Genomic DNA, 23,468 nt, shown 5'->3' with positions numbered 1-23,468 from the left:
GACGGTGGGGGCCGGGGAGACGGTGCTCAGCGACCCGGTGGCCGGCCGGGTCGGGGCCTGGCAGCGGCTGGTCGTGAGCGTGTACCTGCGGGACGGCTGCGACACCCTGACGGGCCGCAACCGCGCCACCGCCCCCTCCCACCCACCACCCGCTCACGGGGCGGTCGCCGTCCGGGAGCCCGCCGTGTCGCCCGGCTTCCGGTCCGTGCCCGGGGACCACGCAGACGACGAGGGCGGTGGCGCGTTCGCCGAGCCGGTCGCGGTGTGGCACTGGCTCGACGCGCTGACCGTGGTCGCGCCGGGACCGGTGCCGGTCGTGGCGGCGCTCGGCGACTCGCTCACCACCGGCGTCGGCTCGGAGACCGGTCACGGCTGGGCGGACCTGCTGGCCTGCCGCCCGGGGCCGGCGGTGGTCAACGAGGGCGTGTCGGGCGGGAAGGTGCTCGCGCCGGGGACCGGCCGTCCGGCGGAGCAGCGGCTGTCGGCGGAAGTGCTCACCAAGCCGGGCATCACCGCCGTGATCCTCCAGGCGGGCGTCAACGACCTGGGCGCGGGCGCGCGGGCGGACGACCTCGTCGCGGCCTACCGCCGGATGGTCGCCACGGCGCACGCGGCCGGGGTCCGGGTGGTCGGCGCGACGATCACGCCGTTCGGCGGGGCCGGCTACCACACCCCCGAGGGGGAGCGGGCCCGGCAAGCCGTCAACGCGTACGTCCGGGAACAGGACGGGTTCGACGGGCTGGCCGACTTCGACGCGGCCCTGCGCGACCCCGCCGACCCCGTCCGGCTGCTGCCCCGCTACGACAGCGGCGACCACCTGCATCCGAGCGCGGCCGGCCACCACGCGCTGGCCGCCGCCATCGACCTGCGATCCCTGACGGGACCCGCGCCGCACCCCGGCGCGGGTCCCGCCCCGCCGTGCCGCTAGGCCGGGTACCGGACGGCCGGCTCCGGGCGGTGGATGCCCCGGGGCCGGTAGCCGAGGGCGTCGGAGATCCCGAGGTAGTCGGCCAGCAGCCAGACGATGGCCAGCCACATCTCCGTGCCCTGCAACCCGGGCGTGCGCGCCGCGCCGTCGCCCCCGCTCAGCGCGAAGCTGAGACCCGCGCCGTCGTGCCAGCCGCCCAGCGCGCGCTCCAGGTGCGTCCTGGCCCACGCCTCGCCCTCGGCCCTGCGGTACGAGGTCTGCCTGCCGAGCAGCCACAGGGGGTGGATGACGTCGAGCACGTTGCAGGCGTTCCCGGTGCCGGGGCCGAAGTAGCGGGGGTCGCGGGACTGGGCCAGCACGGTGTCCACGGCCCGCTCCGCGTACGGCAGCGGCATCCCGAACTGCGCGAACGTGCCCCGCGTGAGCCGGTAGTAGCCGTTGACCACCATCAGCCAGCCGGAGTCGTCGTCCGGCTCGCCCCACATGCCGTGGGTGCGGCGGCAGCGGGTCAGCAGCCAGCCGTACAGGGTCTCGATCTCGCCGCGCAGGCCGAAGCCGGACAGGTTGCGGTAGAAGGCGGTCCCGAGCGAGTCCACCACCGAGCCGGACGTCCACGCCTCCCGCTCCCAGTCGAGGCCGTCGAGCAGGGCGAGCAGGTCCTTCGACGAGAGGTCGTGCACGGCGCGCACGGGGTGGCGGAAGGTGGTCCCGAGCAGGTCGAGCGCGTATCCGGCGCAGAGCACGTGGTAGGCGGTCACCCCCTCCAGCTCCGGTCGCCCGGAGGCCCCGAGTTCGGGGACGAGGCCGGTGGCCGGGTCCTGGCGGTCGCGCAGGAAGGCGACGATCTCCTCGCGGGCCGGGGCCGGCGGCGGGCCGCCGAGCAGCAGGTCGGCGATCTCGACCGCGTCGCACCAGGCCCGTACGGTCGGCTGGGCGCCGGGGCGGTCCACGTACCGGTCGCCGGTCCAGCAGCGGGCCAGCACCTCCCCGGCCTGCTCGCGCGCCCGCCCGGCGAACGCGGTCAGCCGCGCCTCCAGCCCCCCGGCCGGGGCCGTTCGCGGGGTGCGGCGGTCGCGGATCGGGCGGGCCGGGTTGCCGGCGACCATGGCCCAGGCGGGCACGTCCTTGGTCACGACGGAGCCCGCGCCGATGACGGCGTGGTCGCCGATCGTCACCCCGTCGAGGACGACGACGTTCGAGCCGATCCACACGTCGTCGCCGATCCGGATGCCCTCGGAGGTGATGGGCTGGCGGAAGACGGGCCGGTCCGGCGCGGTCCCGTGGTTGAAGCCGAGCAGCGACGTGTGCGCCCCCACCCGCACGGCCGTCCCGAGCGTCACCTTCCCCCGCACCACCGCGTACGGGTTGACCGTGCAGTCGTCGCCCATCGCGATGTCGTCGGTGACGTACGCGTGCGCCGCGATGTAGCAGAAGTCCCCCATGCGCAGCCGGTCGGTGTGCACGGCGGCCAGCGGGGAGATGAACGCCTTGCCCGCCGTCTCGAGCCCGGTCCGGTCGCGGAGCCCGGCCAGGTAGCTCTCCTGGGCCTGGCGGTCCTCCTCGGTCGCGTGGTCCCAGAACAGCCACGGGCAGAAGTCGAACGTGGACGGTTCGGTCATCTGATCAGTTTCCTCTCGCCTCGGCTCAGTCCACCACGGTCAGCGTCATGGCCCAGGAGTGCCGCCGGGCCTCCTGCCGGTACCGCTCGGGCAGGGCCGGGCCGCAGGAGGCGCTGCCGAGTCCGTGCTGGCCGTGGTCCAGGTTCAGCCACACGCGGCCGGAGTCGGTCAGGTCGTGCGGGCGGCGGGCGGCCTGCAGCGCCTCGCTCGTCCAGCGGCGGGCGGTGAAGTCGAGGTGCGGCTCGCCGTCCACGCGCAGGGTGGGCAGGCCCGGCCCCGACAGCTCCAGCCAGCGGGTCTCGACGTGGTTGCCGTTCTCCTGGGGGACGACGTACGGCGTCTGGAGGGCGTCGATCGAGCGGGCGTGGCGGCCGACGCGGGCGGCGGCGCGGCTGTCGGCGTACGACTCGCCCGGTCCCCGGCCGAACCAGGTGACCTCCGCGTACCCGCCGGGCAGCGAGAAGCGCGCGCCCACGCGGGGCGGGCGCACGGTGAGGTGCCCGTAGGCGGTGTCGTCCCAGTCGCCGACGGGGTCGGCCTCGATCAGCAGGCGCAGGTCGCCGTCGTGCCAGCGGTAGGTGCAGGTGGTGCGGAAGCCGAGCGTGCGGGTGCCGGGACCGCTGCGGCCCCGTACGACGAGGGTGTGCTCGTCGGGACGTTCGACGCCGCCGGCCCGGTGCAGGAAGCGGTCGAGGCCGGCCGCCTCCCAGTCGGCCGCCAGCGCGTTGCGGGTGCCCTGGCCGCGGTCGTTCTCGGTGGGGGCGCGCCAGACGTCGAACACCGGCCCGGCGAGTTCGAGGTCGCCGATGCGCGTCAGCCGGCCCGTCCTGCCGTCGAAGGCCGCCGCGCCCAGCGCCACCCCGTCCGGCGCGCGGGTCGCCGCGACGCGGCCGGACGTCCGGCGGGCGGCGGGCACGCGGCGGTGCGGGGCGGCGCCGAGGCGGGTCTGGCCGAAGGCGATCACGTGCCCGGCCGGGGCCCAGGCGGTCTCGCCGGCGAGCACGGCCTCGACCGTGAGCCAGGTCTCCCCCTCGGCGGCGACGGCCCCGTCGGGGAACTCGGGCAGCGCCGCCCGCACCGTGGCGCGGGCCGGGCAGGCGGGCACGGACAGCGTCCCGGAGCGGCCGCGCACGCCGTCCGTCTCCAGCCACCAGCGGAATGTGAGGTGCCCGAGCGAGATCAGGTCGTGCTTGTTGGTGACGACCACCTCGCGCGACCCGTCGAAGGCGATCCCCACCGGTTCGATCGCCTTGCGCAGCTCGGCGAGCCCTGGCGACGGCGTGCGGTCGGGGAACAGCAGCCCGTCGAGGCAGTACCGCTCCCCGTTCGGCTGGTAGTCGATGTCGCCGCCGTGCCGGTAGTAGCGCCGTCCGAGCGGGTCCGTCCCCGCCAGGCCGTGGTCGATCCACTCCCACACGAACGCCCCGCAGAACCGCTCGTGCGACTCCAGGATCGCCTGGTAGTCGTCCAGCGACCCGGGCCCGTTGCCCATCGCGTGGGCGTACTCGCACAGCAGGAACGGCAGCCCGCGCCGGCGGACGTCGTCCGGCGATCCGGCGTCCACCCCTTCGGGCGGCTCCTCCTCGCGCCGCCCGATGCGCTCCAGGTCGTCGAGCGACGGGTACATGAGGCTGTGGAAGTCGGAGTGCCGGTAGGTGGGGTCGCGTTCGTAGTGCAGCGGGCGGGTGGGGTCGCGGTCGCGGATCCAGGTCTCGATGTCGGCGAAGGCGGAGCCGCTGTCGCTCTCGTTGCCGAGGGACCACACGACCACGCTGGGGTGGTTCTTGTCGCGCTCCACCATGCGCCTGGCCCGGTCGAGCAGGGCGTCGCGCCACATGGGCGCGGCGGGCGGGTTGCCCTCCCAGCCGGAGTAGATGAAGCCGTGCGTCTCGATGTCGCACTCGTCCACCACCCACAGGCCGTACTCGTCGCAGAGCCGGAGGAACTCGGGGTGCGGCGGGTAGTGGGCAGTGCGGACGGCGTTGACGTTGTGCCGCTTCATCAGCTCGACGTCGCGGACCATGGTGGCGAGGTCGAGCGAGCGGCCCCTGTCGGGGTCGTGCTCGTGCCGGTTGACGCCCCTGAACAGCACCGGCGCGCCGTTGATCAGCAGCCGGCCGTCGGCGATCTCGACGGTCCTGAAGCCGACCGCCAGCTCGATCGTCTCGCCGGCCGCCGCGAGCGTGCCCCGGTAGAGGTGCGGGTCCTCGGCGCTCCACGGCCGTACGCCGGGCACGGTGACCTGCTCCCCGGTCCGGACGGACAACCCGAGCGACGGGATCTCGACCAGACCGGGGGCGTCGGCGGTGACCAGCAGCGTGCCGGAGCCGTCGCGGTAGGAGGCGTGCACGGTGAAGTCGTCGATGCCGCCCTCGGGCCGGGCCAGCAGTTCCACGTCGCGGAAGATGCCGGGCAGCCACCACATGTCCTGGTCCTCCAGGTAACTGCCGGACGACCAGCGCTGCACGCGGACGGCGAGCAGGTTGCCGCCGGGCCGCACCCGCTCGGTGACGTCGAACTCGAACGGCAGCCTGCTGCCCTTGGAGTGGCCGAGCGGTTCGCCGTTCAGCCAGACGGTGCCGCAGGAGTCGACGCCCTGGAAGCGCAGCACGGTCCGCCCGGCGGGCCAGATGGAAGGCAGGTCGAAGTGCAGCCGGTAGTCGCCGGTGGGGTTGTCGTCCGGCAGGTACGGCGGATCGATGGGGAACGGGTAGGCGGTGTTGGTGTAGAGCGGACGGTCGTGTCCCTCCAGGACCCAGTGCGACGGCACCCTGATGCTCTCCCACGCGGTGTCGTCCAGCGACGGGTCGGGCAGGGAGGGGCCGGTGCCCGCGGCGGTGGGCGAGAGCCGGAAGCGCCACTGCCCGTTGAGCGACAGCCGGGGCGCGTCGGAGACGAAGTACGCGCGCGGGGCGCGCCGCCCGGAACCCGGCTCGGGGTCCTCGTGGAATTCGGCCATCACAAACGTGCCTCCCGGCGAGGTGAGCCAAAACGTTTTAACCCTATAAGCGCGACTCGGGCTACACCAGATCTCACAGGCATTGACATACGGCCGTGAATAAATATATCATCCGGTAAATCGTTTTAAGATTCGCTGGGGATCTCATGACGCCATCACCCCCGACGAGCGGCACCGGCATCCGCTTCGGCACCGCCTACTACTGGGAATACCAGCGCTCCCCCGACCTCGAACGCGACCTCGACCTCATGGCCGAGGCCAGGATCGACACCATCCGTGTCGGCGAGTCCGTCTGGTCCACCTGGGAGCCGCGCGACGGCGAGTTCGCCCTCGACTGGCTGACCCCCGTCCTCGACGGAGCCCACGAGCGCGGCATGCGGGTCCTGCTCGGCACCCCGACCTACGCCGTCCCTCCATGGTTATCGCGCAAGCACCCCGAACTGGCCGTGGTACGGGCCGGCGGGCGCGCGGTCCCGTGGGGCGCGCGCCAGGAAGTCGACTTCACCTCGCCGGTGTTCCTGCGCCACGCCGAACGCGTCATCCGCCAGGTCGTCGGCCGCCACGGCGGCCATCCGGCCGTGCTCGGGATCCAGCTCGACAACGAGCCCGGCCTGCACCTGATCCACAACGACCGGGTGTTCGAGCGGTTCGTGTCCTGGCTGGCCGACCGCTACGGCGACGTGGCGCGGCTCAACGAGGAGTGGGGCCTGGCGTACTGGTCGCACCGCCTGGGCGACTGGGGCGAACTCTGGCGGCCCGAGGGCAACACCACCCCCTCCTACGACCTGGCCTGGCGGCGCTTCCAGGCCGAACTGACCACCGAGTTCATCGCCTGGCAGGCGGACCTCGTGCGCGAACTGGTCCCGGAGGACCGGGCGCTCACCACGTGCCTGGCCTACCAGCGTCCGGCGCTGGACGACGTGCGGCTGTCCGAGCGGCTGACCGTCACCAGCGGCAACGCCTACTACCTGCCCCAGGACGCGCTGACCCGCGACGGGCCTCCCGAGATCACCTGGTTCAGCACCGGCCCGGCCGGGCTGTTCCAGGCGGCCGACCGCATGTACGGCTCGAAGGGACGGCGGTTCTGGGTGACCGAGACCAACGCCTCCTCGATCGCCGGCTCCCAGCTCAACCTGCCGCCCTACGACGGCCAGCTCCGCCAGGCGGCCTGGGCCCTGGTGGCGCGGGGGGCGGAGATGATCTCGTACTGGCACTGGCACACGCTGCACGACGGCGCGGAGACGTACTGGGGCGGGATCCTGGGCCACGCGATGACGCCCGGCCGGGTGTACGGCGAGGTCGCGGCGCTGGGCGCGGAGCTGGAGCGGGCGGCCGAGGACGTCACGGGCCTCACCCCGGACGCCGACGTCGGCTTCCTGTACTCGCACGACAGCAAGTGGGCGCTGGAGTTCCAGCCGCCGCTCACCCTCGACGGCCGCAACCCCGACAAGGACTCCTACGAGCGCATCGTGGCGACGTTCTACCAGGGCGCGATCGACGCCGGCCGCCAGGTGGCGTTCCTGACGCCCGAGCGGGAGTTCAATCGTTTGCCCACGATCGTCGCGCCCGCGCTCTACTGCCTGACGGACGACCTGGCCGACGCGCTGACCTCGTACGTGCGCGGCGGCGGGCACCTGATCCTGACCTTCCGCACCGGCTACGCCGACGGGGAGGCCAGGGCACGGGCCGAGATCGCGCCCGGCCCGCTGCGCGCGCTGGCCGGGGTGCGCTACCTGGAGTACTCGACGCTGCTGGAGCCGCTGCCCCTGCACGGGCCCGGCCTCCGGGACGTGGCCCGGCACTGGGCCGACGGCCTGGAGCCGGAGGGGGCCGAGCCGCTGGCCCGCTACGACCACCACCACTTCGGCCGCTGGCCGGCGATCACCCGGCACCGCGTGGGCGACGGCGCCGTGACGTACGTCGGCACGCTGCCCGGCAGGGAGCTGACGGCCGAGCTGTTCCGGCGGCCCCCTGCCCCGCCCGCCGTCGATCCGGCCGGGCCGGGCCTCGTCACCGCCGGCGCGCCGCAGGTCACCGTGCACTCGGCGGTCAACGCGCGCGGCGAGCGGCTCTGGTTCGCCCACAACTGGTCCGAGCGCGAGAGCACGGTGACGATCACCGCCCCGGCGACCGAGGTCACCGGCACCCGCGCACCGCTACCGCCGGGCGAGCTGCGCCTGGCCCCCTTCGACGTACGAGTGGTGAGATGACCGATTTCCGACCCACCTGGGAATCCCTGCGCGCCCATGCCGTCCCGCAGTGGTTCGGCGAGGCGAAGTTCGGCGTCTGGTCGCACTGGGGGCCGCAGTCCGTGGCCCGCTCCGGCGACTGGTACGCCCGCCACCTCTACGGCATGCAACCCTGGTCGGAGCCCTGGGAGCGCAAGCGCGCGACCCGCCAGCACGCCCACCGCCGCGCCCACTTCGCCCCGGGCACCGGCACGAAGGACCTGTTCCACCGCTGGCGCGCCGAGCGCTTCGACCCCGACGAGCTCATCGACCTGTACGTGGCCGGCGGTGCCCGCTACTTCGTCGCCCTGGCCGCCCACTGCGACAACTTCGACCTGTGGGACTCCTCCCGGCACGGCTGGAACGCCACCCGTGTCGGCCCCGGCCGCGACATCGTGGGCGCGTGGGAGCGGGCGGCCCGCCGCGCCGGGCTGCCGTTCGGGCTCAGCTTCCACAACAACTGGACGTGGCGCTGGCTCGACGTGGCCCACGGCCGCGACCCGGAGACCGGCGAGCCGTACGACGGCGGGCTGAGCGCGCGCGACGGGACCGGCACCTGGTGGGAGGGCCTCGACCCGGCCGAGCTCTACCCGCGCCGCCACGAGCCGGGCGCCAAGCCGCCACCCGGCGAGGCGGAGCGCTTCTACGCCCGCGTCCGCGAGGCGCTCGACCGCTACCGTCCCGACCTGGTCTACCTCGACGACGGCCGGCTGCCCTTCGACGCGGGCAGCGTGGTGGAGTCGCAGCCGGTCAGCACCGCCGGTCTCGACCTGCTCGCGCACTACTACAACACGTGCCCGACCGGCGGCCTGGTCACCATCAAGGACGTGCCCGAGGCCGACCGCACGGCCGTCGTCATGGACTGCGAGCGCCGCCAGCTCGACGCGGCCCAGCCGCACCCCTGGCAGTTCGACACCAGCGACGGCGAGTGGTTCGACTGCTCCGACGACGACCCGATGTTCCACCCGCGCAAGAGCGCGCAGCAGATCATCCACACGCTGATCGACGTGGTCAGCAAGAACGGCTGCCTGCTGCTGAACATCCCTCAGCACGCCGACGGCACGGTGGACGCCCACGCCAGGAACCTGCTGACCGAGGTGGGCGCCTGGCTGCGCACCTGCGGCGAGGGCGTGTACGGCAGCACGCCCTGGCTGCGCGCGGGCGAGGGCACGACCGGGCTGGGCGAGACCAAGGGCTACGAGGGCTACAACGAGGCCGAGCGCGCCTACCGTCCCACCGACCTGCGCTTCACCCGGCGCGGCGACGTCCTCTACGCGACCCTGCTGGCCTGGCCCGAGGACGGCTCGGCCGCCATCACCAGCCTGGGGAGCGCCGCCGGGCTGGTGCACGGCGCTCCGGCCGCCGTCGAACTGCTCGGTCACGGGCCCGTCGGCTGGCGGCGGTCCGAGCGCGCGCTGCACGTGGACCTGCCGCCGTCGCCGCCGACCAAGGCCGCGCACATGCTCAAGATCACGGGAGTGTCATGGTGAAGAACCTGCGAACGTGCGACCTGACCGACCCCCTCGGCCTGGAGACCACCCGGCCCGCCTTGAGCTGGCGGCTTTCCGGCGTCTCGGCGCAGACCGCGTACCACGTGCGTGTGGACGGGCTGTGGGACAGCGGCGAGGTCGAGTCGGACGACCAGCGGGTGCGCTACGGCGGCGAGCCGCTGGCGAGCCGGACCGCCGCGCGCTGGCGGGTGCGCACGCGCGACGCGGCCGGCAACTGGTCCGGCTGGAGCGAGGAGGCCCGCTTCGAGCTGGGCCTGCTGTCGGCCGCCGACTGGGACGCCTCCTGGATCACCCACCCGGACTGGTTCGACGCGGACGACGACCCGCGCGTCGGCGAGGGCCACCCGCTGCCGCTGCTGGCGGGCGAGTTCACCGTGGACCGGCCGGTCGCCTCGGCCCGGCTGTACGTGGCGGGGCTGGGCGTCTACGTGGCCTCCGTGAACGGCGCGCCGGTGACCGACGCCGTGCTGGAGCCGCCGTACTCGGACTTCACCCGGCGGGTCGTGTACGCCACGCACGACGTCACGGCGCTGCTGCGCGAGGGCGCGAACGCGGTCGGGGTCGCGCTCGGCCCGGGGATCGCGCACGTGTTCCCGCACCAGGACCGCTACATGAAGTTCTTCGGCTCCAAGGCCGCGCCCAAGGCGATCGCGCAGCTCGAGGTGAGCTACGCCGACGGCACGTCCGAGCGGTTCGGCACGGACGCCGGCTGGCGGGCCACCGAGGGGCCGACCACCCGCTCGCACTGGTACGGCGGCGAGGACCACGACGCCCGCAGGGAGGTCGCCGGCTGGGACGTCCCCGGCACGGACCGCTCCGGCTGGCGGCCGGTGACCGTCCGGCCCGACGGGACCGACATGCTGCGCTCGCGGACGTGCCCGCCGATCAGGGTCACCGAGGAACTGCCCGCGACGGGCAAGCTCGTCGCCACCGACGGCACGGCCGTCTTCGACGTCGGCGCGGTGGTGGCGGGCTGGGCCGAGCTGCGGCTCGACCTCCCGGCCGGCCGTCACCTGCGGCTGCTGCCCGGCGACCAGCTCGACGCGTTCGGCCGGGTGGTGCAGTCGAAGCCCACGACCGGCGCGCCGATCTTCAGCACGTACGTCACCAAGGACGGCCCGCAGAGCTGGCATCCCGCCTTCCGCTACGACGGCTTCCGCTACGTCGAGGCGCAGGGCCTGCCCGAGCACGTCGGCGCGGAGGCCGTGAAGGGGCTGGTGCTGCGCGCGGACAACGCGCACATCGGCGAGTTCGAGACCTCCGACCCGCTGCTCAACGACATCCACCGGATCATCGACCGCGCGGTGCGCGGCAACATGTACAGCGTCCTGACCGACTGCCCGCACCGAGAGAAGCTGGGCTGGCTGGAGCAGGCCCACCTGCTGTTCGACGTCGTGGCCTACAACTACGACGTGGCCGCCTACTGCCGCGAGCTGCTGGTCGGCATCGCCGAGGCGCAGACCGAGGAGGGCCTGGTCCCGGACACCGCGCCCGAGTACGTGGTCTTCGACGGCGCCTTCAGGGACGACCCGAACTGGGGCGGCGCGCTGGTGCGCATGCCGTGGCAGATCTACCGCTGGTACGGCGACACCACGGCCATGGAACGGCACTACGACGCGATGCGCCGCTACGTGGACTACCTGACGGGCCGGTCCGAGGACGGCATTCTCGGCTACGGGCTCGGCGACTGGTTCGGCCTGGACCACACGACGCCCGTGCCGCTGGTGGGCACGTGGGGGTACTGGCGGGCGGCCCGGACGATGGCCCGGGTCGCGGGCGTGCTCGGCCGCGACGACGACGCCAAGCGCTACCGGGCGCTGACCGACGCGATCTCGGCCGCCTTCACCGGCGCGTTCTTCAAGGACGGGCGGTTCGGCGGCGGCGGGCAGGCGTCGGAGGTGTTCGCGCTCGACATGGGCGTGGTGCCCGACGAGCTCGCGCCGGGCGCGCTGGACCGGCTGAGCGAGGCCGTGCGCACCGGGGAGATCACGGTCGGCGAGATCGCGCTGCCGCCGCTCTACCAGGTGCTGACCAGGGCCGGCCGGCACGAGGCGCTGTGGGGGTTCGCCACCTCCACCAGCCACCCGAGCTACGGCTACCAGGTGCGGCACGGCGCGACGGCGCTCACCGAGGCGTGGGACGGGCCGACGCGCGGCCTGTCGCAGAACCACTACATGCTGGGCGCCATCGACTCCTGGTTCTACCGGGGTCTGGGCGGCATCGGCCAGGCCCCCGGCTCGAACGGCTTCCGCAGGCTGCTCGTCGCGCCCGCCGCGCCGGGCGACCTGGAGTCGGTGCGGGCCGCCACCGAGACCCCCTACGGGCGGGCCGGCGTGTCCTGGCAGCGCTCGGACGGTGCCTACGCGCTGGAGGTCGAGGTGCCGGCGGGCTCGTCGGCCGAGGTGCGGCTGCCCGACCTGGGGCTGACCCGGCACACGGCCCCCGGCGCGGCCGTGCCGATCGGGGAGCGGGCCTGGGAGGTGCCCGCCGGGCACTGGACGTTCGGGTCGAGCCGATGAGCGGCGTCCGGGCCGAGCCGGGCCACGACGCCGCCCGCGTCCGGACCCCGCACAAGGCGGGCCGGCTGCTGGTCGGGCCGTCCGGTGCGCCCGGCCGCTTCGACGGCCTGTTCGTGGACTGCCCGTTCGTGTGCTCCGACGGCGGCGAGTACCTGATGACGTACGTCGGCTTCGACGGCACCGGCTACCAGACGGCGCTCAGCCGCTCGCCCGACCTGGAGACCTGGTCGCCGGGCGAGGTCGTGTTCCCGCGCGACCCCGACCATCCGTACCGCCGCTACAACGCGGCGCTGACCTCGATCGTGCGGGACAACCGGCTGGCCTCCGACGGCCAGGTGACGTGGATCGACGGCCGGGCGGTCGGCACCTACCACGCCTATCCGGAGCCGGGCATGGAGGCGGGCGCGGCGATCATCGGCTTCTGCGTCAGCGACGACCTGCGCGCCTGGCGGGACACCGGGTCGGTGCTGCGCCCGCAGGACGGCGGCGAGTGGGAGCGCGGCGGCCTGTACAAGTCGTGGCTGATGCGCCACGACGGCCGCTACTACTGCTTCTACAACGCCAAGAACCGCACCTACGACGGCTGGCGCGAGCAGATCGGCTACGCCGTCTCCCCCGACCTCGAACGCTGGGAACGCCCGAGGCGGACCCCGGTCGTGCCGAACGGCGGGCCGGGCTCGTTCGACGAGCGCTTCGCCTCCGACCCGTGCGTGCTGCGCGACGGCGACTGGTGGGTGATGTTCTACTTCGGGCTCTCCTTCGACGGCCACGCCCGCGAGGGGTACGCGGTCTCGCGCGACCTGCGGACCTGGGAGAAGAGCGAGGAGATCCTCGTGGACGTGGGCCCGCCCGGCTCGGCCGACGACACCTACGCGCACAAGCCCGCCGTCGTGACCCGCGAGGGCCGCCTGCACCACTTCTACACGGCGGTCCGGCGGGTGGAGCCGTACCAGGTGGGCGGGCACACGATGGTCGAGGAGCGCGGGATCTCCGTGGCACGTTCATGAACGGGGGCGCGAGAAGGGTCGTCAGCAGGCGCGCGGCGCTGCGGGGCCTCGCCGGGGCGGCCGGGCTGGCCGCCCTGTCCGGCTGCCGGGTGGTCGAGGGCGGCCCGCCGCCCAACACGCAGGGCCTGAGCAAGAAGCCCGCCCCCGGCCGGCGGGTGAACATCACCTTCTACAGCCTGTTCGGCGGCGTGGACGGCCAGGGCTGGGTGGAACTGGCCAGGCGGTTCGAGTCCGTCCAGGACGAGATCGGCGTCGAGGTCGTCTACGCCCCGCCGACCGGCCAGGGCGAGCAGCAGAAGCTGCTGGTGTCCATCGCCGCGGGTGACCCGCCCGACCTGGCGATGGTCATCCCGTTCCAGGTGCCGCAGTGGGCGGAGCTGGGCATCATGACCGACCTCACGGACCTCGTACGCGGGGCCGGACTGGCCGAGCGGGACTTCCTGCCGGCCGTGTGGCAGGGCATGCGGTGGAAGGAGCGCGTCTGGCAGCTCCAGTGGGACGTGGACCCGAACTTCCCCTTCTACTGGAACAAGGCCCTGTTCGAGGAGTGCGGCCTCGACCCCGAACGCCCGCCGCGCACGGTCACCGAGATCGACGAGTTCTCCCGGCACATCACCCAGGTCGGCCGGTCCGGCGCCTCCCGCGTCGGGCTGGTGCCCTGGCAGGTCGCCGGTTTCGCCAACGCCGCCTTCACCTGGGGCTTCGCCTTCGGCGGCAGCTTCGTCGACCCGCCTACCGGCCAGGTGACGCCCGACGACGAGCGGGTGGTCGCGGCCGTCGACTGGATGGCCGGGTATGCCAGGTCGCTCGGCGGCGCCGACCGGCTCAACGTGGCGCCGCCCACACTGCAGATGAACCCCTTCGGCTACGGCCACATGGGCATGGCCCCGCTCGGGCCGCGCAGCGTCAAGCAGATCCTGGAGGCGCGGCCGGACTTCGACTACGGGGCCACGCTGCTGCCGTACGAGCCGCCCGGGGCCTCCGAGCCCGGCGCGGGGACGTGGATCGGCGGGTGGGGGGCGTTCATCCCGTCCGAGGCCAGGCACCCGGAGGCGGCGTGGGAGTTCCTGCGCTGGTTCGCCGCCACGCCCGAGGGCACGCTCGCCGAGTTCGAGACCGTCAACTACCCGCCCGGTTACCTCGGGTCGCCGGCGCTGGAGCGGATGAAGGCGGACCGGATGCTCAAGCCCTCCTACGACGCCATGTTCGCCGCGACCAACATCAAGCCGTCGCTGCCCGCGACCAACTACTTCAGCCAGCAACTGGAGATCCACGTCGCACGGGCGATCTACGGCGAGGTCACGGCGGCCGAGGCCCTGCGGGTGGTCAAGGAGAACACCCGCCGCGAGGCCGAACGGTTCAGGAACCAACTGGGACTGTGATGCGCAGAAACGTCTTCTGGGGCCTGGTGTTCACCTCGCCCGCGATCGTCGGGCTGTTGTGGTTCACCGCCTACCCGGTGCTGGCCTCGCTCTACTACAGCTTCACCTCGTACACGATGGTCAACCCGCCCGAGTGGATCGGCCTGGCCAACTACGCGGACCTGCTGACCGACCAGGTGTGGTGGTCGTCGTTGTGGAACACGCTCTACATCGTCTTCTGGTCGGTCCCGCTCGGGATCGTCGTGGCGCTCGGGCTGGCGCTGCTGCTCAACCTGGGCGTGGGCGGCAGGCCGGTGTACCGGACGGTGTTCTACCTGCCCACGATCGTGCCGGCGGTGGCCTCCGGCGTGCTCTGGATGTACATCTTCGACCCCCAGTACGGCCTGCTCAACGACGCCCTCGCCCGGATCGGCGTCACCGGCCCCGGCTGGCTGTCGGACCCCGGCTGGGCCAAGCCCGCGCTGATCGTGATGAGCGCGTGGGGCGTCGGCAACCTGATGGTCATCATGCTGGCCGGGCTCCAGGACGTGCCCGCCACACTGCAGGAGCAGGCCGCCTCCGACGGGGCGGGCCCGCTGTCCAGGTTCCGGCACGTCACGCTGCCCTACGTCAGCCCGCACATGCTGTTCGCGCTGGTCACGGGGCTGATCGGCGGGTTCCAGTTCTTCACGCCGGTGTTCGTCATGACCGGCGGCACGGGCAACCCGGCCGGCTCGACGCTGGTGTCCGGGCTGTACCTGTATCAGAACGCGTTCCAGTACTTCAAGGTCGGCTACGCGTCGGCGATCGCCTGGGTGCTCTTCGCGATCGTCGCCGCCCTCACCGTCGCCACGTTCCGGCTGGTGGGCCGCCGCGTCTACTACGGAGGTCAGTGATGTACCGGCGGCTGCTGCAGGCGATGGCCGCGCACGCCACGCTCATCACGCTCAGCATCGTGTTCCTGCTGCCGTTCGCGTGGATGGTCACGACCTCGCTGAAGACGGTGGACGTGCTCAACGCCTTCCCCATCGTCTGGTTCCCGGAGGAGATCACCTTCTCGAACTACGTGGACGGGCTGCAGGTCTTCCCGTTCCCGCGCTACTTCCTCAACACGATGATCGTCTGCGCGTTCTCGATGCTGGGGGCCGTGCTGTCGAGCTCGTTCATCGCGTACGGGCTGGCCTGCATCGAGTGGCCGGGGCGCAACGTCGTGTTCGTGGCGCTGCTGGCCACCATGATGATCCCGTTCTACGTGACGATGGTGCCGCTGTTCTCGCTGTTCCGCGAGATGGGCTGGACCAACACGTACCTGCCGCTCATCGTGCCGCACTTCTTCGGCGGGCCGTTCTTCGTCTTCCTGCTGCGGCAGTTCTTCCGCGGCATCCCCCGGGACCTGCTGGCCGCGGCGCGCGTGGACGGGGCCGGTGAGCTGCGCATCTACGCGCGGATCGTGCTGCCGCTGGCCAAGCCGGCGCTCGCCGCGGTCGCGCTGTTCCAGTTCCTGGCCGCCTGGGGCGACCTGCTGGGACCGCTGATCTACCTGTCGGACTCCGACCTGTACACGCTGTCGCTCGGGCTGACCTACTACTCGACCCAGTACAGCACCCAGTTCGGGCCCCTGATGGCGGCCAGCACGGTGATCCTCATCCCGGTCATCGTGCTGTTCTTCCTGGCCCAGCGCACCTTCATCCAGGGCATCACGCTGACCGGGGTGAAGGGCTGACCCCCCCACCAACGCAACGGAGGACATCGATGCAGCCATTACCCCGCCGGAGCTTCCTGGCCGTCGCCGTCGGCGGCCTGCTCGTCCCGCCGCTGGTCGCCGGACCGGCGCAGGCGAGCCAGGCGGACGCCGCGTGGAGCAGGGTGCCGCAGATCAGGCGCCGCATCCGCCCGCCCCGCTTCCCCGCCCGCGTCTTCCCCGTCACCGGCCACGGGGCCGTCGGCGACGGGAACGTCATGTGCACGGAGGCGTTCGAGCGGGCCGTCCAGGCGTGCGCGGCGGCGGGCGGCGGACGGGTGCTGGTGCCCGCGGGCACGTACCTGACCGGCGCGATCCACCTGGCCGACAACGTCGAGCTGCACCTGGAGGCGGGCGCGACGATCCGGTTCAGCCGCGACCCGGCCGACTACCTGCCGGTCGTGCACACCCGCTACGAGGGCATCGAGCTGATGAACTACTCCCCGTTCATCTACGCCCACGGCAAGACGAACGTGGCCATCACCGGCTCCGGCGTGATCGACGGCCACGCCGACGCCACCCACTGGTGGGACTGGTCGAAGGACCCGGCCCCGTCGGAGGGCCCCGACAAGAAGCTGCTGGCCCAGCAGGCCGAGGACGGCGTGCCGGTGGCGGAACGGGTCTTCGGCGAGGGCCACTACCTGCGGCCGAACCTCATCCAGCTCTACCGCTGCCGCAACGTGCTCATCGAGGGCGTCACCGTCAAGGACTCCCCCATGTGGAACATCCACCCGGTCCTGTGCGCGAACGTGACCATCCGCGAGGTCACCGTGGACAGCCCGAACGGCCCCAACAACGACGGCTGCGACCCCGAGTCGTGCGTGGACGTGCTCATCGAGCGCTGCGAGTTCAACACCGGCGACGACTGCGTGGCGATCAAGGCGGGCAAGAACGCCGACGGCCGCCGGGTCAACGAACCGTCGCTGAACGTGCTGGTCGACTCGTGCGTGATGCGCGACGGCAACGGCGGCGTCACGGTCGGCAGCGAGACGACCGGCGGCGTGCGCTGGGTGTTCGCGTGGAACTGCACGATGAGCAGCCCGCACCTGGAGCGGGCGATCCGGATCAAGACCAACCCGGAGCGCGGCGGCTACGTCAAGGACCTGTACTTCAAGGACATCACGGTGGGGCAGGCCGCCGACTCCGTCATCGAGGTGGCGCTGAACTACGAGAACAAGCACACCGGCCCGTACTTCCCCGACGTCGGCGCGATCGACGTCAGGAACCTGAAGGCCGGGACGGCGCCCAGGGCGTTCTACCTGATCGGCAACCCCGGCAACCCGATCAAGGGCGTGCGGGTCAGCAACAGCGTGTTCGAGGAGATGACCGAGACCGACGTGGTGACCGACGTGAACGATCTGGAGCTGCGTAACGTCTGGGTCAACGGCCGGCGCGTGTAGGGCTGCACCCACAACCAGACGGCCGCCGCGGTCATCCAACCTGTCATGGGAAGCGCGCTCATCGACGGGGACCCGCAGCGGCTCGGCGACTACTGGCTGGCCGGCCGCCTCGGTGCGGGCGGCCAGGGGGTCGTCTACGAGGGGTACGACCCGGCCGGGACCCGGGTGGCGATCAAGGTGCTGAGCGGCGACCCGGCCGGGCAGCCGGGGCTGCGCGACCGGATGGTCAAGGAGGCGGTCTCCGCGCAGCGGGTGGCCTCGTTCTGCACCGCCCGGGTGCTCGACGCCGACCTCGACGGGCCCAGGCCGTACATCGTCAGCGAGTACGTTGAGGGCGTCAGCCTGCGCTCCGCCCGTCGCGTCTTCGCCGGCGACGAGCTGCACCGCCTGGCCACCGCGATCGTCACGGCGCTGACCGCCATCCACGACGCCGGCGTCGTGCACCGCGACCTCAAGCCCGACAACGTGCTGCTCGGCCCCGACGGGCCCCGCGTGATCGACTTCGGCATCGCCCGCACCCCCGAGATGTCGCTCACCTCGACCGGCCTGGTGACGGGCACGCCCGGCTACATGGCGCCCGAGGTGTTCTCCGGCGAGCGGGCGGGGCCGGCCGCCGACGTGTTCGCCTGGGGCGCCGTCGTGCTGTACGCCGCCACGGGGCGCGACCCGTTCGCCGGGGAGGCGCTCGGCGCGGTCATGCACCGCGTGCTCTCCCACGACCCCGACCTGTCGGTGCTGCCCGGGTCGCTGCGCGAGCCGGTGCGCGCGGCGCTCGCCAAGGACCCGGCGCTGCGCCCGTCGGCGCGCGAGTTGCTGCTCGGCCTGGTCAGCGGCGACGGCGTGATGAACACGCCGCGCCTGCTGGCGCTGGGCGCGGGCGACGGCCGCCGGGTCGGGGCCGCGTCCGACGACCCCGCGCTCGGCGAGCTGGCCGAGGACGCCTACGCCGCGCTCGCGCCGACGGACCGGGACCTGGTGCCCGAGCTGTTCCTGCGGCTGGTCACGGTGACCGACGAGGGCGAGCTGACGCTGCGGGAGCCGCGCAGGTCCGAGCTGCCCGACGGCGTGGACCGGGTGCTGGAGGCGTTCCCGTACCTCGTGTCCGGCGCCGATCCGGTGCGGCTGCTGCGTCCCGCGCTGCCGCTGGCCTGGCCCCGGCTGCGGCTCTGGATCGAGGCCGACCGCGACGGGCTGGCCGTGCACCGCCGGATCAGCACGGCGGCCGGGCGCTGGCGGGAGCACGGCCGCCGTGACGCCGACCTGTTCTCCGGCAGCACCCTGGACGACGCCCTGAGCTGGGCCGCCGCCGGACGCCGCAACATCACGCTGACCCCGGCCGAGCGGGACTTCCTGGCGGCCGGGGCCCAGCTCACCCGGCGGCGCTCGCGCCGTACCCGGCTGGTGTCCGTCGCCCTGGCGGTGCTGCTGGTGCTGGCGCTGGCCGCGGGCGGGCTGGCCGTGCAGCAGGGCCGCACGCTGGCCGAGCAGCGCGACGCCGCCGAGTCGGCCCGGCTGGCCGCCGCCGCCGACACCGTACGCGGGCAGGACCCCGTGCTCGGCATGCTGCTCAGCGTCGCCGCCGGGCGGCTGTCGCCCACCGACGAGGCCAGGTCCAGCCTGTTCGCCTCGGTGGCCGACCCGGCCGACGCGGTCTTCCACGACCCCGACACCGGCCCCGACGTGGTCCGCGCGCTCACCCCGGACGGCCGCTCCCTGGTCAGCGTCAGCCCGAAGGAGGTCAGGATCTGGGACGTGGACAGCGGGCGGCGGACCGGCGGCTTCACCGGCCTGCCCGGCAGGCAGCTCCGCCAGGCGGCGGTCAGCGCGGACGGGCGGCTGCTGGCCATCGCCGACAGCGCGGGCATCGGCGTCAGGGACCTGGCCACGGGCCGGGCGGTGGGCCGGCGCGTCCCCGCGCCCGAGGAGCTGGAGGTGTCGGTCGCCTTCAGCGGCGGCCTGCTGCTGGTGACGGTCGGCGACAGCAGGAGCGTCGTCGACTGGCGTACCGGGCGGGAGACCGCGCTGCTCACGGACACCAGTCCTTTCGTGCACCCGGGCAGCGGTTACGCCGTGCACCCGGGCGGCGGCCACGCCGTGGCCGGCCAGGCGATCTGGGCGCTGCCCTCGGGCGCGCGGCGCACGGGCTTCCCGGGCGTGTGCGCCGCCTGCCCGAGCTTCCCGGCCTTCAACCGCGACGGCACCCGCCTGGCCGTCAGCGACGACGCCGGCCTGACCGTCTACGACACGCGCACCCGCAAGGAGCTGGTCGCACTCAGCGACTGGGAGGTCGGCGCGAGGCCCGTCTTCAGCCCGGACGGCGACCTGATCGCGGGCGTCGGCGAGCGGGTGAGCGTCTGGCGGCCGGACGCCGACGAGCCGCTGCTGCTGGAGCGCGAGCCGGCCGACCGGGCCGGCGGCGTCGCGTTCGGGCCCGGCGGGCTGCGCTACCTGAGCGAGGACGCCGTCGTCACGCTCAAGCCGAACCCGCCGCCCGGCGAACCCATGGACACGGTGCGGCTGAGCGGCGACGGCCGTCTCGTGGCCACCCACACGCTCGACTCCACCAAGGTCACGCTGAACGGCGCGGAGCACGAGGCCGGCTCGTTCAACGCCTACGACGCCGAGTTCGCCTTCAGCCCCGACGGCCGCGCGCTGGCCATCAGGAACAGCGACGACGTCTCCGTCCGCGACATCGCGACCTGGCGCGAGCTGGCCCGGCTCACCCCCGGCTTCGCCATCACCAGCGAGGCGGACACCGCCCTGCCGACGCCCAAGGGCCTCTGGACGGCCGGGGAGAAGACCTTCACCCTCTGGTCGCTGCCCGGCGGGCGGCGGCTCAAGGACGTGCCCAGGCCACGCCTGCTCGGCTGGGCGACCGACGCGAGCGGCCGGCTGGTGGGCCTGGACGCCGACCGGATGCGGGTGGTGGACCTGGAGACCGGCGAGCCCGCCGGGGACCGGCTGTCCCTGCCCGCGCTGGCGCAGAACGTCTGGTTCAGCCCCGACCTGAAGCTGGTCGCGGTGGACTTCTCCGGCAAGGTCGGCGTCTGGGACACCGCCACGGGCGCGCGGGTCGGCGACTGGCTGCGGACCGGCGGCGCGGCGTGGGACGGCGTGTTCTCGGCCGACGGGCGGCTGTTCGCGTTCGCCTCGCAGGACAAGACGCTCAGCCTCTGGGACGTCGCACGCGGGCGGCCCATCGGGTCCGCGGTCCGGCTGGCCGACAGCGCCCGGTCGGTCGTGTTCACCGCGGGCTCCGCCGAGTTGCTGGCCATCGGCAGGGGCGGGCGGCCGACCCGGCTCCCGACGTCCGTCGGCGCGCTGGCCGGGGCGGCGTGCGCGCGGGCGGGCCGCGGCCTGACGGAGACCGAATGGCACCGCTACCTGCCCGACCGGCCCTTCGAACAAGGTTGCCCAGCGGCTCTGGGCTGAGCGGCGTTCGGGACCACTCCCGCCGTCCCCTGCGGGAGTGGTCCCGGTCCGTGTGCCGCGCGACGCTCAGCGGTGCGCGACGGGGGCCGGGGCGGTGACGGCCGGCCTGCCGGACGGGCCGCGGCCCAGCAGCAGCGTGCCCAGCCACATCATGGCCATGCCCACGGCCACCAGCGCCGAGCCGCTCCCCTCCTCGAACGCGGCCACCACCAGCAGCGCCACGCCCGCCACGGTGACGGCGGCGCCGGCCGGCGTGACCCGGTGCAGCAGGGCCAGCACGACCGCCTGCGCGAGCACCGCGACGTAGAAGACCTGGGCGCCGGCGCCGTACACGAGCGGCTCGACGCCCGGGACGTCCTTGGCCTGTGCCAGCAGGGCCCGCATCGCGGGGCCGTCCACCGCGGCGAACCCGGCGTACAGGTCGATGACGACCTGGGTGAGGTTGGCCGCCAGGCCGAACATCGCCACACCGGTCACCGACTCCACCAGTGCCCGGCGCCCGCCCGTCACCGGCTCCGCCAGGCCGCGCATGGCCAGCGTCATCAGGCCGAGCAGCAGGAAGGCCGCCAGCCACACGAGGTGGGCGGCCGTCCACCAGGGCCCCGGTTCGAGGCCCCCGCGCACGGGGAGCAGGAGGGCCCAGCCGCCCAGCAGGGCGGCCGGGCCGGCGGTGAACGAGAGCTGGGCCGGGCGGCTCGCGGGGTTCATGGTTGCCACCATGCCGCGCGCGGGCCGCCCGGCCCATCCGTGATCGCCCCTGATCTATCCCTGGCCCGGTGTCAGGGGCCGCATCAGGTGAAGTAGCGCAGCCACACGTACACCCAGGCGAGCACCGTGCTGATGACGGTGACGATGATGCCGTACCGGGTGAACTGCCAGAAGGTGATCTTGTGCCCGTTGCGCGCGGCGATGCCGAGAGCCACCACGTTGGCGCTGGCGGCGACCGCGGTGCCGTTCCCGCCGAAGTCGGCGCCCAGGGCGAAGGCCCACCACAGCGCCTGGCCGGTCTGCGGGTCGGGGGCCGCTTCGACCACGCCCTCGACGATGGGGGCGGTCGTGGCGACGTACGGGATGTTGTCGAAGAACGCGCCCAGCGCGCTGGAGCCGAACAGCAGGGCCGTCGCGGCGACGAAGTAGTTGTCGCCCAGCGTGTCCAGCGCCCACGTGCCGATCGCGGCGATCACGCCGGTGTGCACCAGGCCCGCGACCATGACGAACAGTCCGATGAAGAACACCAGCGTGGGCCACTCGACCTCGTTCAGCACGTCGGAGACGTTGGCGCGGGAGACCAGCAGCATCACCCCGGCGCCGACCAGCGCCACGATCGACGGATCGATGTGCACCACCGCGTGCAGCCCGAACCCGATCACGACCCCGGTCAGCACCACCAGGCAGCGCACGAGCAGCTTCGGGTCGGTGATGGCGCGCCGCTCCTGCAGCGCCATGACCTCGGCCACGTGCTCCTCGTTGTACTGGAACGAGCTGGCGAACAACCACCGCGAGAGCAGCACGAACACGGCGAAGATGACGACCACGATGGGCGCCATGTGCACGAGGAAGTCGTTGAAGGTCAGCCCGGCGCGGCTGCCGATGATGATGTTCGGCGGGTCGCCGATCAGCGTGGCGGCGCCGCCGATGTTCGAGGCGAGCACCTCCGCGATCAGGTACGGCTGCGCGGCGATCCGCAGCCGGTTGCACACCACGATCGTGACCGGCGCGACCAGCATGATCGTGGTGACGTTGTCGAGGAAGGGTGAGGCGATGGCGGTGATGGCCATCAGCATCACCATCAGCCGGTACGGCCGGCCTCTGGACTTCTTGGCGGCCCAGATGGCGAGGTAGTCGAAGACGCCCGTCTGCTTGATGATGCCGACGATGACCATCATGCCGAACAGCAGGAAAATGACGTTCCAGTCGATGCCCTCATGCTCCGAGAAGAACACCTCGGCGCCCGGGATCAGGCCGAGCACGGCCATCAACCCCGCGGCGACCAGCACCACCTTGACCTTGTTGGCCTTCTCCGTCGCGATGAAGTAGAAGGCGACGAGGAAGATCCCCAGTGCGATGAAGGCGCTCATCCCGCATTCCCCGGCGGTCCGGACCGGGTAACCGCGCCGGATGAGTGCGGGGCGAGACAACAGCGGAACATAGAGACCTCCGTAGGGTGGGCATGCTTCGGCCCGGGCGGGCCTGGGTGCCCGTCCGGTGAGTGGGGATGGGTGTCAGTCGTCCTGGCCGGAGAGCGCGAGGCAGGTCAGCAGCCGCTCCAGCGTGATGGCCCCGGTCAGCCGGCGCTCGCGGTCGACGACCGCGACGATCGGACTGCGCAGCCGGGCCATGAGGGCGGCGACCTCCAGCAGCGTCGAGTGGAGCGGCACGGTCGCGGGGGTGGCGGGCTGACGCGGCAGGCAGTCGCCCACCGTCAGGTCGCCCAGCTCACCCCAGAACAGGTCGGCGTGGGCCTCGTCGATCGTCCGGCAGAGCGCCGGATCCTCCTGGTACGCCCCCGGGACCGCCAGCCGCAGCACCTGGGTGCCGGGCAGCACGGCGGACGGCCGGCCCTCCTCGTCCACGACGATGAGGCCGGGCATCCTGGCCAGTGCCATGATCCGCACGGCTTTGGTGACAGGGTCGCGCGCGGTCACGGTCGGCAGGTTCACTGCGATGTTGCTGGCGTCCACGTCGCTGTCTCCAATCCGGTTCCGGTCCATCCTCGGGGAGAACATGAGCCGGCGGCTATCGGGTCCGGCACCCATCTGGGCA

Annotated in this window: 15 protein-coding genes; 10 read left to right on the top strand and 5 right to left on the bottom strand. The window is 73.0% G+C overall.

Annotated features, from left to right (window positions below; all coding sequences use genetic code 11):
- Positions 1-928 (top strand): GDSL-type esterase/lipase family protein (locus FAF44_RS10045; RefSeq protein WP_237102789.1); only part of this gene is annotated, 928 nt, incomplete at its 5' end.
- Here the strand turns inward: FAF44_RS10045 and FAF44_RS54575 are convergent.
- Positions 925-2,547: a DapH/DapD/GlmU-related protein gene (locus FAF44_RS54575; RefSeq protein ID WP_272894294.1), complete on the bottom strand. Its 1,623-nt coding sequence runs from the start codon at positions 2,545-2,547 to the stop codon at positions 925-927. The genes FAF44_RS10045 and FAF44_RS54575 overlap by 4 nt on opposite strands.
- Positions 2,548-2,572: 25 nt before the next feature.
- The gene (locus FAF44_RS10030) at positions 2,573-5,506 is read right to left on the bottom strand and encodes a glycoside hydrolase family 2 TIM barrel-domain containing protein (protein ID WP_237102788.1); all 2,934 of its coding nucleotides are present in this window, start codon (positions 5,504-5,506) and stop codon (positions 2,573-2,575) included.
- A 146-nt stretch (positions 5,507-5,652) separates the two neighbouring features.
- Between FAF44_RS10030 and FAF44_RS10025 the strand changes: the two genes are divergently transcribed.
- Genes FAF44_RS10025 through FAF44_RS09985 form a run of 9 tightly spaced genes read left to right on the top strand, consistent with a single transcriptional unit; the run spans position 5,653 to position 20,705 of the window.
- Positions 5,653-7,716, top strand: a complete 2,064-nt coding sequence (locus tag FAF44_RS10025; RefSeq protein WP_237102787.1) for a beta-galactosidase — start codon at positions 5,653-5,655, stop codon at positions 7,714-7,716.
- Positions 7,713-9,224, top strand: coding sequence for an alpha-L-fucosidase (locus FAF44_RS10020; protein ID WP_237102786.1), 1,512 nt, complete (start codon positions 7,713-7,715; stop codon positions 9,222-9,224). The genes FAF44_RS10025 and FAF44_RS10020 overlap by 4 nt, the downstream gene beginning before the upstream one ends.
- On the top strand, positions 9,218-11,764 hold the full coding sequence (locus FAF44_RS10015) for a family 78 glycoside hydrolase catalytic domain (RefSeq protein ID WP_237102785.1): 2,547 nt from the start codon (positions 9,218-9,220) through the stop codon (positions 11,762-11,764). The genes FAF44_RS10020 and FAF44_RS10015 overlap by 7 nt, the downstream gene beginning before the upstream one ends.
- The gene (locus FAF44_RS10010; protein WP_237102784.1) at positions 11,761-12,771 is read left to right on the top strand and encodes a hypothetical protein; all 1,011 of its coding nucleotides are present in this window, start codon (positions 11,761-11,763) and stop codon (positions 12,769-12,771) included. Before FAF44_RS10015 ends, FAF44_RS10010 begins: the two co-directional genes overlap by 4 nt.
- Positions 12,768-14,153 (top strand): ABC transporter substrate-binding protein, encoded by a 1,386-nt coding sequence (locus FAF44_RS10005; protein WP_237102783.1) that lies wholly within the window; start codon positions 12,768-12,770, stop codon positions 14,151-14,153. The genes FAF44_RS10010 and FAF44_RS10005 overlap by 4 nt, the downstream gene beginning before the upstream one ends.
- A complete protein-coding gene (locus tag FAF44_RS10000) occupies positions 14,153-15,028 on the top strand; it encodes a carbohydrate ABC transporter permease (protein ID WP_237102782.1) in 876 nt (291 codons plus the stop codon). The genes FAF44_RS10005 and FAF44_RS10000 overlap by 1 nt, the downstream gene beginning before the upstream one ends.
- The gene (locus FAF44_RS09995) at positions 15,028-15,855 is read left to right on the top strand and encodes a carbohydrate ABC transporter permease (protein ID WP_237102781.1); all 828 of its coding nucleotides are present in this window, start codon (positions 15,028-15,030) and stop codon (positions 15,853-15,855) included. The genes FAF44_RS10000 and FAF44_RS09995 overlap by 1 nt, the downstream gene beginning before the upstream one ends.
- A 29-nt stretch (positions 15,856-15,884) precedes the next feature.
- Positions 15,885-17,273: a glycoside hydrolase family 28 protein gene (locus tag FAF44_RS09990; RefSeq protein WP_237102780.1), complete on the top strand. Its 1,389-nt coding sequence runs from the start codon at positions 15,885-15,887 to the stop codon at positions 17,271-17,273.
- A gap of 45 nt (positions 17,274-17,318) precedes the next feature.
- Entirely contained in the window at positions 17,319-20,705 is a 3,387-nt protein-coding gene (locus tag FAF44_RS09985) for a WD40 repeat domain-containing serine/threonine protein kinase (protein ID WP_237102779.1), read from the top strand.
- 66 nt (positions 20,706-20,771) lie between these two features.
- Here the strand turns inward: FAF44_RS09985 and FAF44_RS09980 are convergent, their stop codons facing one another.
- The 3 genes from FAF44_RS09980 to FAF44_RS09970 all read right to left on the bottom strand — a co-directional run bounded on the left by FAF44_RS09980 (position 20,772) and on the right by FAF44_RS09970 (position 23,386).
- On the bottom strand, positions 20,772-21,413 hold the full coding sequence (locus tag FAF44_RS09980) for a hypothetical protein (RefSeq protein ID WP_237102778.1): 642 nt from the start codon (positions 21,411-21,413) through the stop codon (positions 20,772-20,774).
- A gap of 83 nt (positions 21,414-21,496) precedes the next feature.
- Positions 21,497-22,783 carry an SLC13 family permease gene (locus tag FAF44_RS09975; protein WP_237102777.1) on the bottom strand — a complete coding sequence of 429 codons (1,287 nt, stop codon included), beginning with the start codon at positions 22,781-22,783 and terminating at the stop codon, positions 21,497-21,499.
- A 144-nt stretch (positions 22,784-22,927) separates the two neighbouring features.
- Complete coding sequence (locus tag FAF44_RS09970) at positions 22,928-23,386, bottom strand: CBS domain-containing protein (RefSeq protein WP_237102776.1); 459 nt, start codon at positions 23,384-23,386, stop codon at positions 22,928-22,930.
- Between the last annotated feature and the right edge of the window lie 82 nt (positions 23,387-23,468).

The sequence above is a fragment of the Nonomuraea sp. MG754425 genome (genome assembly GCF_021699195.1).
In the GTDB taxonomy this organism is placed as follows: Bacteria; Actinomycetota; Actinomycetes; order Streptosporangiales; family Streptosporangiaceae; genus Nonomuraea.
The sequence above is the reverse complement of the archived record's forward strand: the minus strand, read 5'-3'. Positions and strand labels throughout refer to the sequence as shown.

Bases quoted from the DNA above. Each gene is read 5' to 3' on its own strand.
- FAF44_RS10025 (WP_237102787.1), top strand. From the start codon at position 5,653: ATGACGCCATCACCCCCGACGAGCGGCACCGGCATCCGCTTCGGCACC.
- FAF44_RS10010 (WP_237102784.1), top strand. From the start codon at position 11,761: ATGAGCGGCGTCCGGGCCGAGCCGGGCCACGACGCCGCCCGCGTCCGG.
- FAF44_RS09975 (WP_237102777.1), bottom strand. From the start codon at position 22,783: ATGAGCGCCTTCATCGCACTGGGGATCTTCCTCGTCGCCTTCTACTTC.
- FAF44_RS09980 (WP_237102778.1), bottom strand. From the start codon at position 21,413: ATGAACCCCGCGAGCCGCCCGGCCCAGCTCTCGTTCACCGCCGGCCCG.
- FAF44_RS10020 (WP_237102786.1), top strand. From the start codon at position 7,713: ATGACCGATTTCCGACCCACCTGGGAATCCCTGCGCGCCCATGCCGTC.
- FAF44_RS10015 (WP_237102785.1), top strand. From the start codon at position 9,218: ATGGTGAAGAACCTGCGAACGTGCGACCTGACCGACCCCCTCGGCCTG.
- FAF44_RS09985 (WP_237102779.1), top strand. From the start codon at position 17,319: ATGGGAAGCGCGCTCATCGACGGGGACCCGCAGCGGCTCGGCGACTAC.
- FAF44_RS09995 (WP_237102781.1), top strand. From the start codon at position 15,028: ATGTACCGGCGGCTGCTGCAGGCGATGGCCGCGCACGCCACGCTCATC.
- FAF44_RS54575 (WP_272894294.1), bottom strand. From the start codon at position 2,547: ATGACCGAACCGTCCACGTTCGACTTCTGCCCGTGGCTGTTCTGGGAC.
- FAF44_RS10000 (WP_237102782.1), top strand. From the start codon at position 14,153: ATGCGCAGAAACGTCTTCTGGGGCCTGGTGTTCACCTCGCCCGCGATC.
- FAF44_RS09990 (WP_237102780.1), top strand. From the start codon at position 15,885: ATGCAGCCATTACCCCGCCGGAGCTTCCTGGCCGTCGCCGTCGGCGGC.
- FAF44_RS10005 (WP_237102783.1), top strand. From the start codon at position 12,768: ATGAACGGGGGCGCGAGAAGGGTCGTCAGCAGGCGCGCGGCGCTGCGG.
- FAF44_RS10030 (WP_237102788.1), bottom strand. From the start codon at position 5,506: ATGGCCGAATTCCACGAGGACCCCGAGCCGGGTTCCGGGCGGCGCGCC.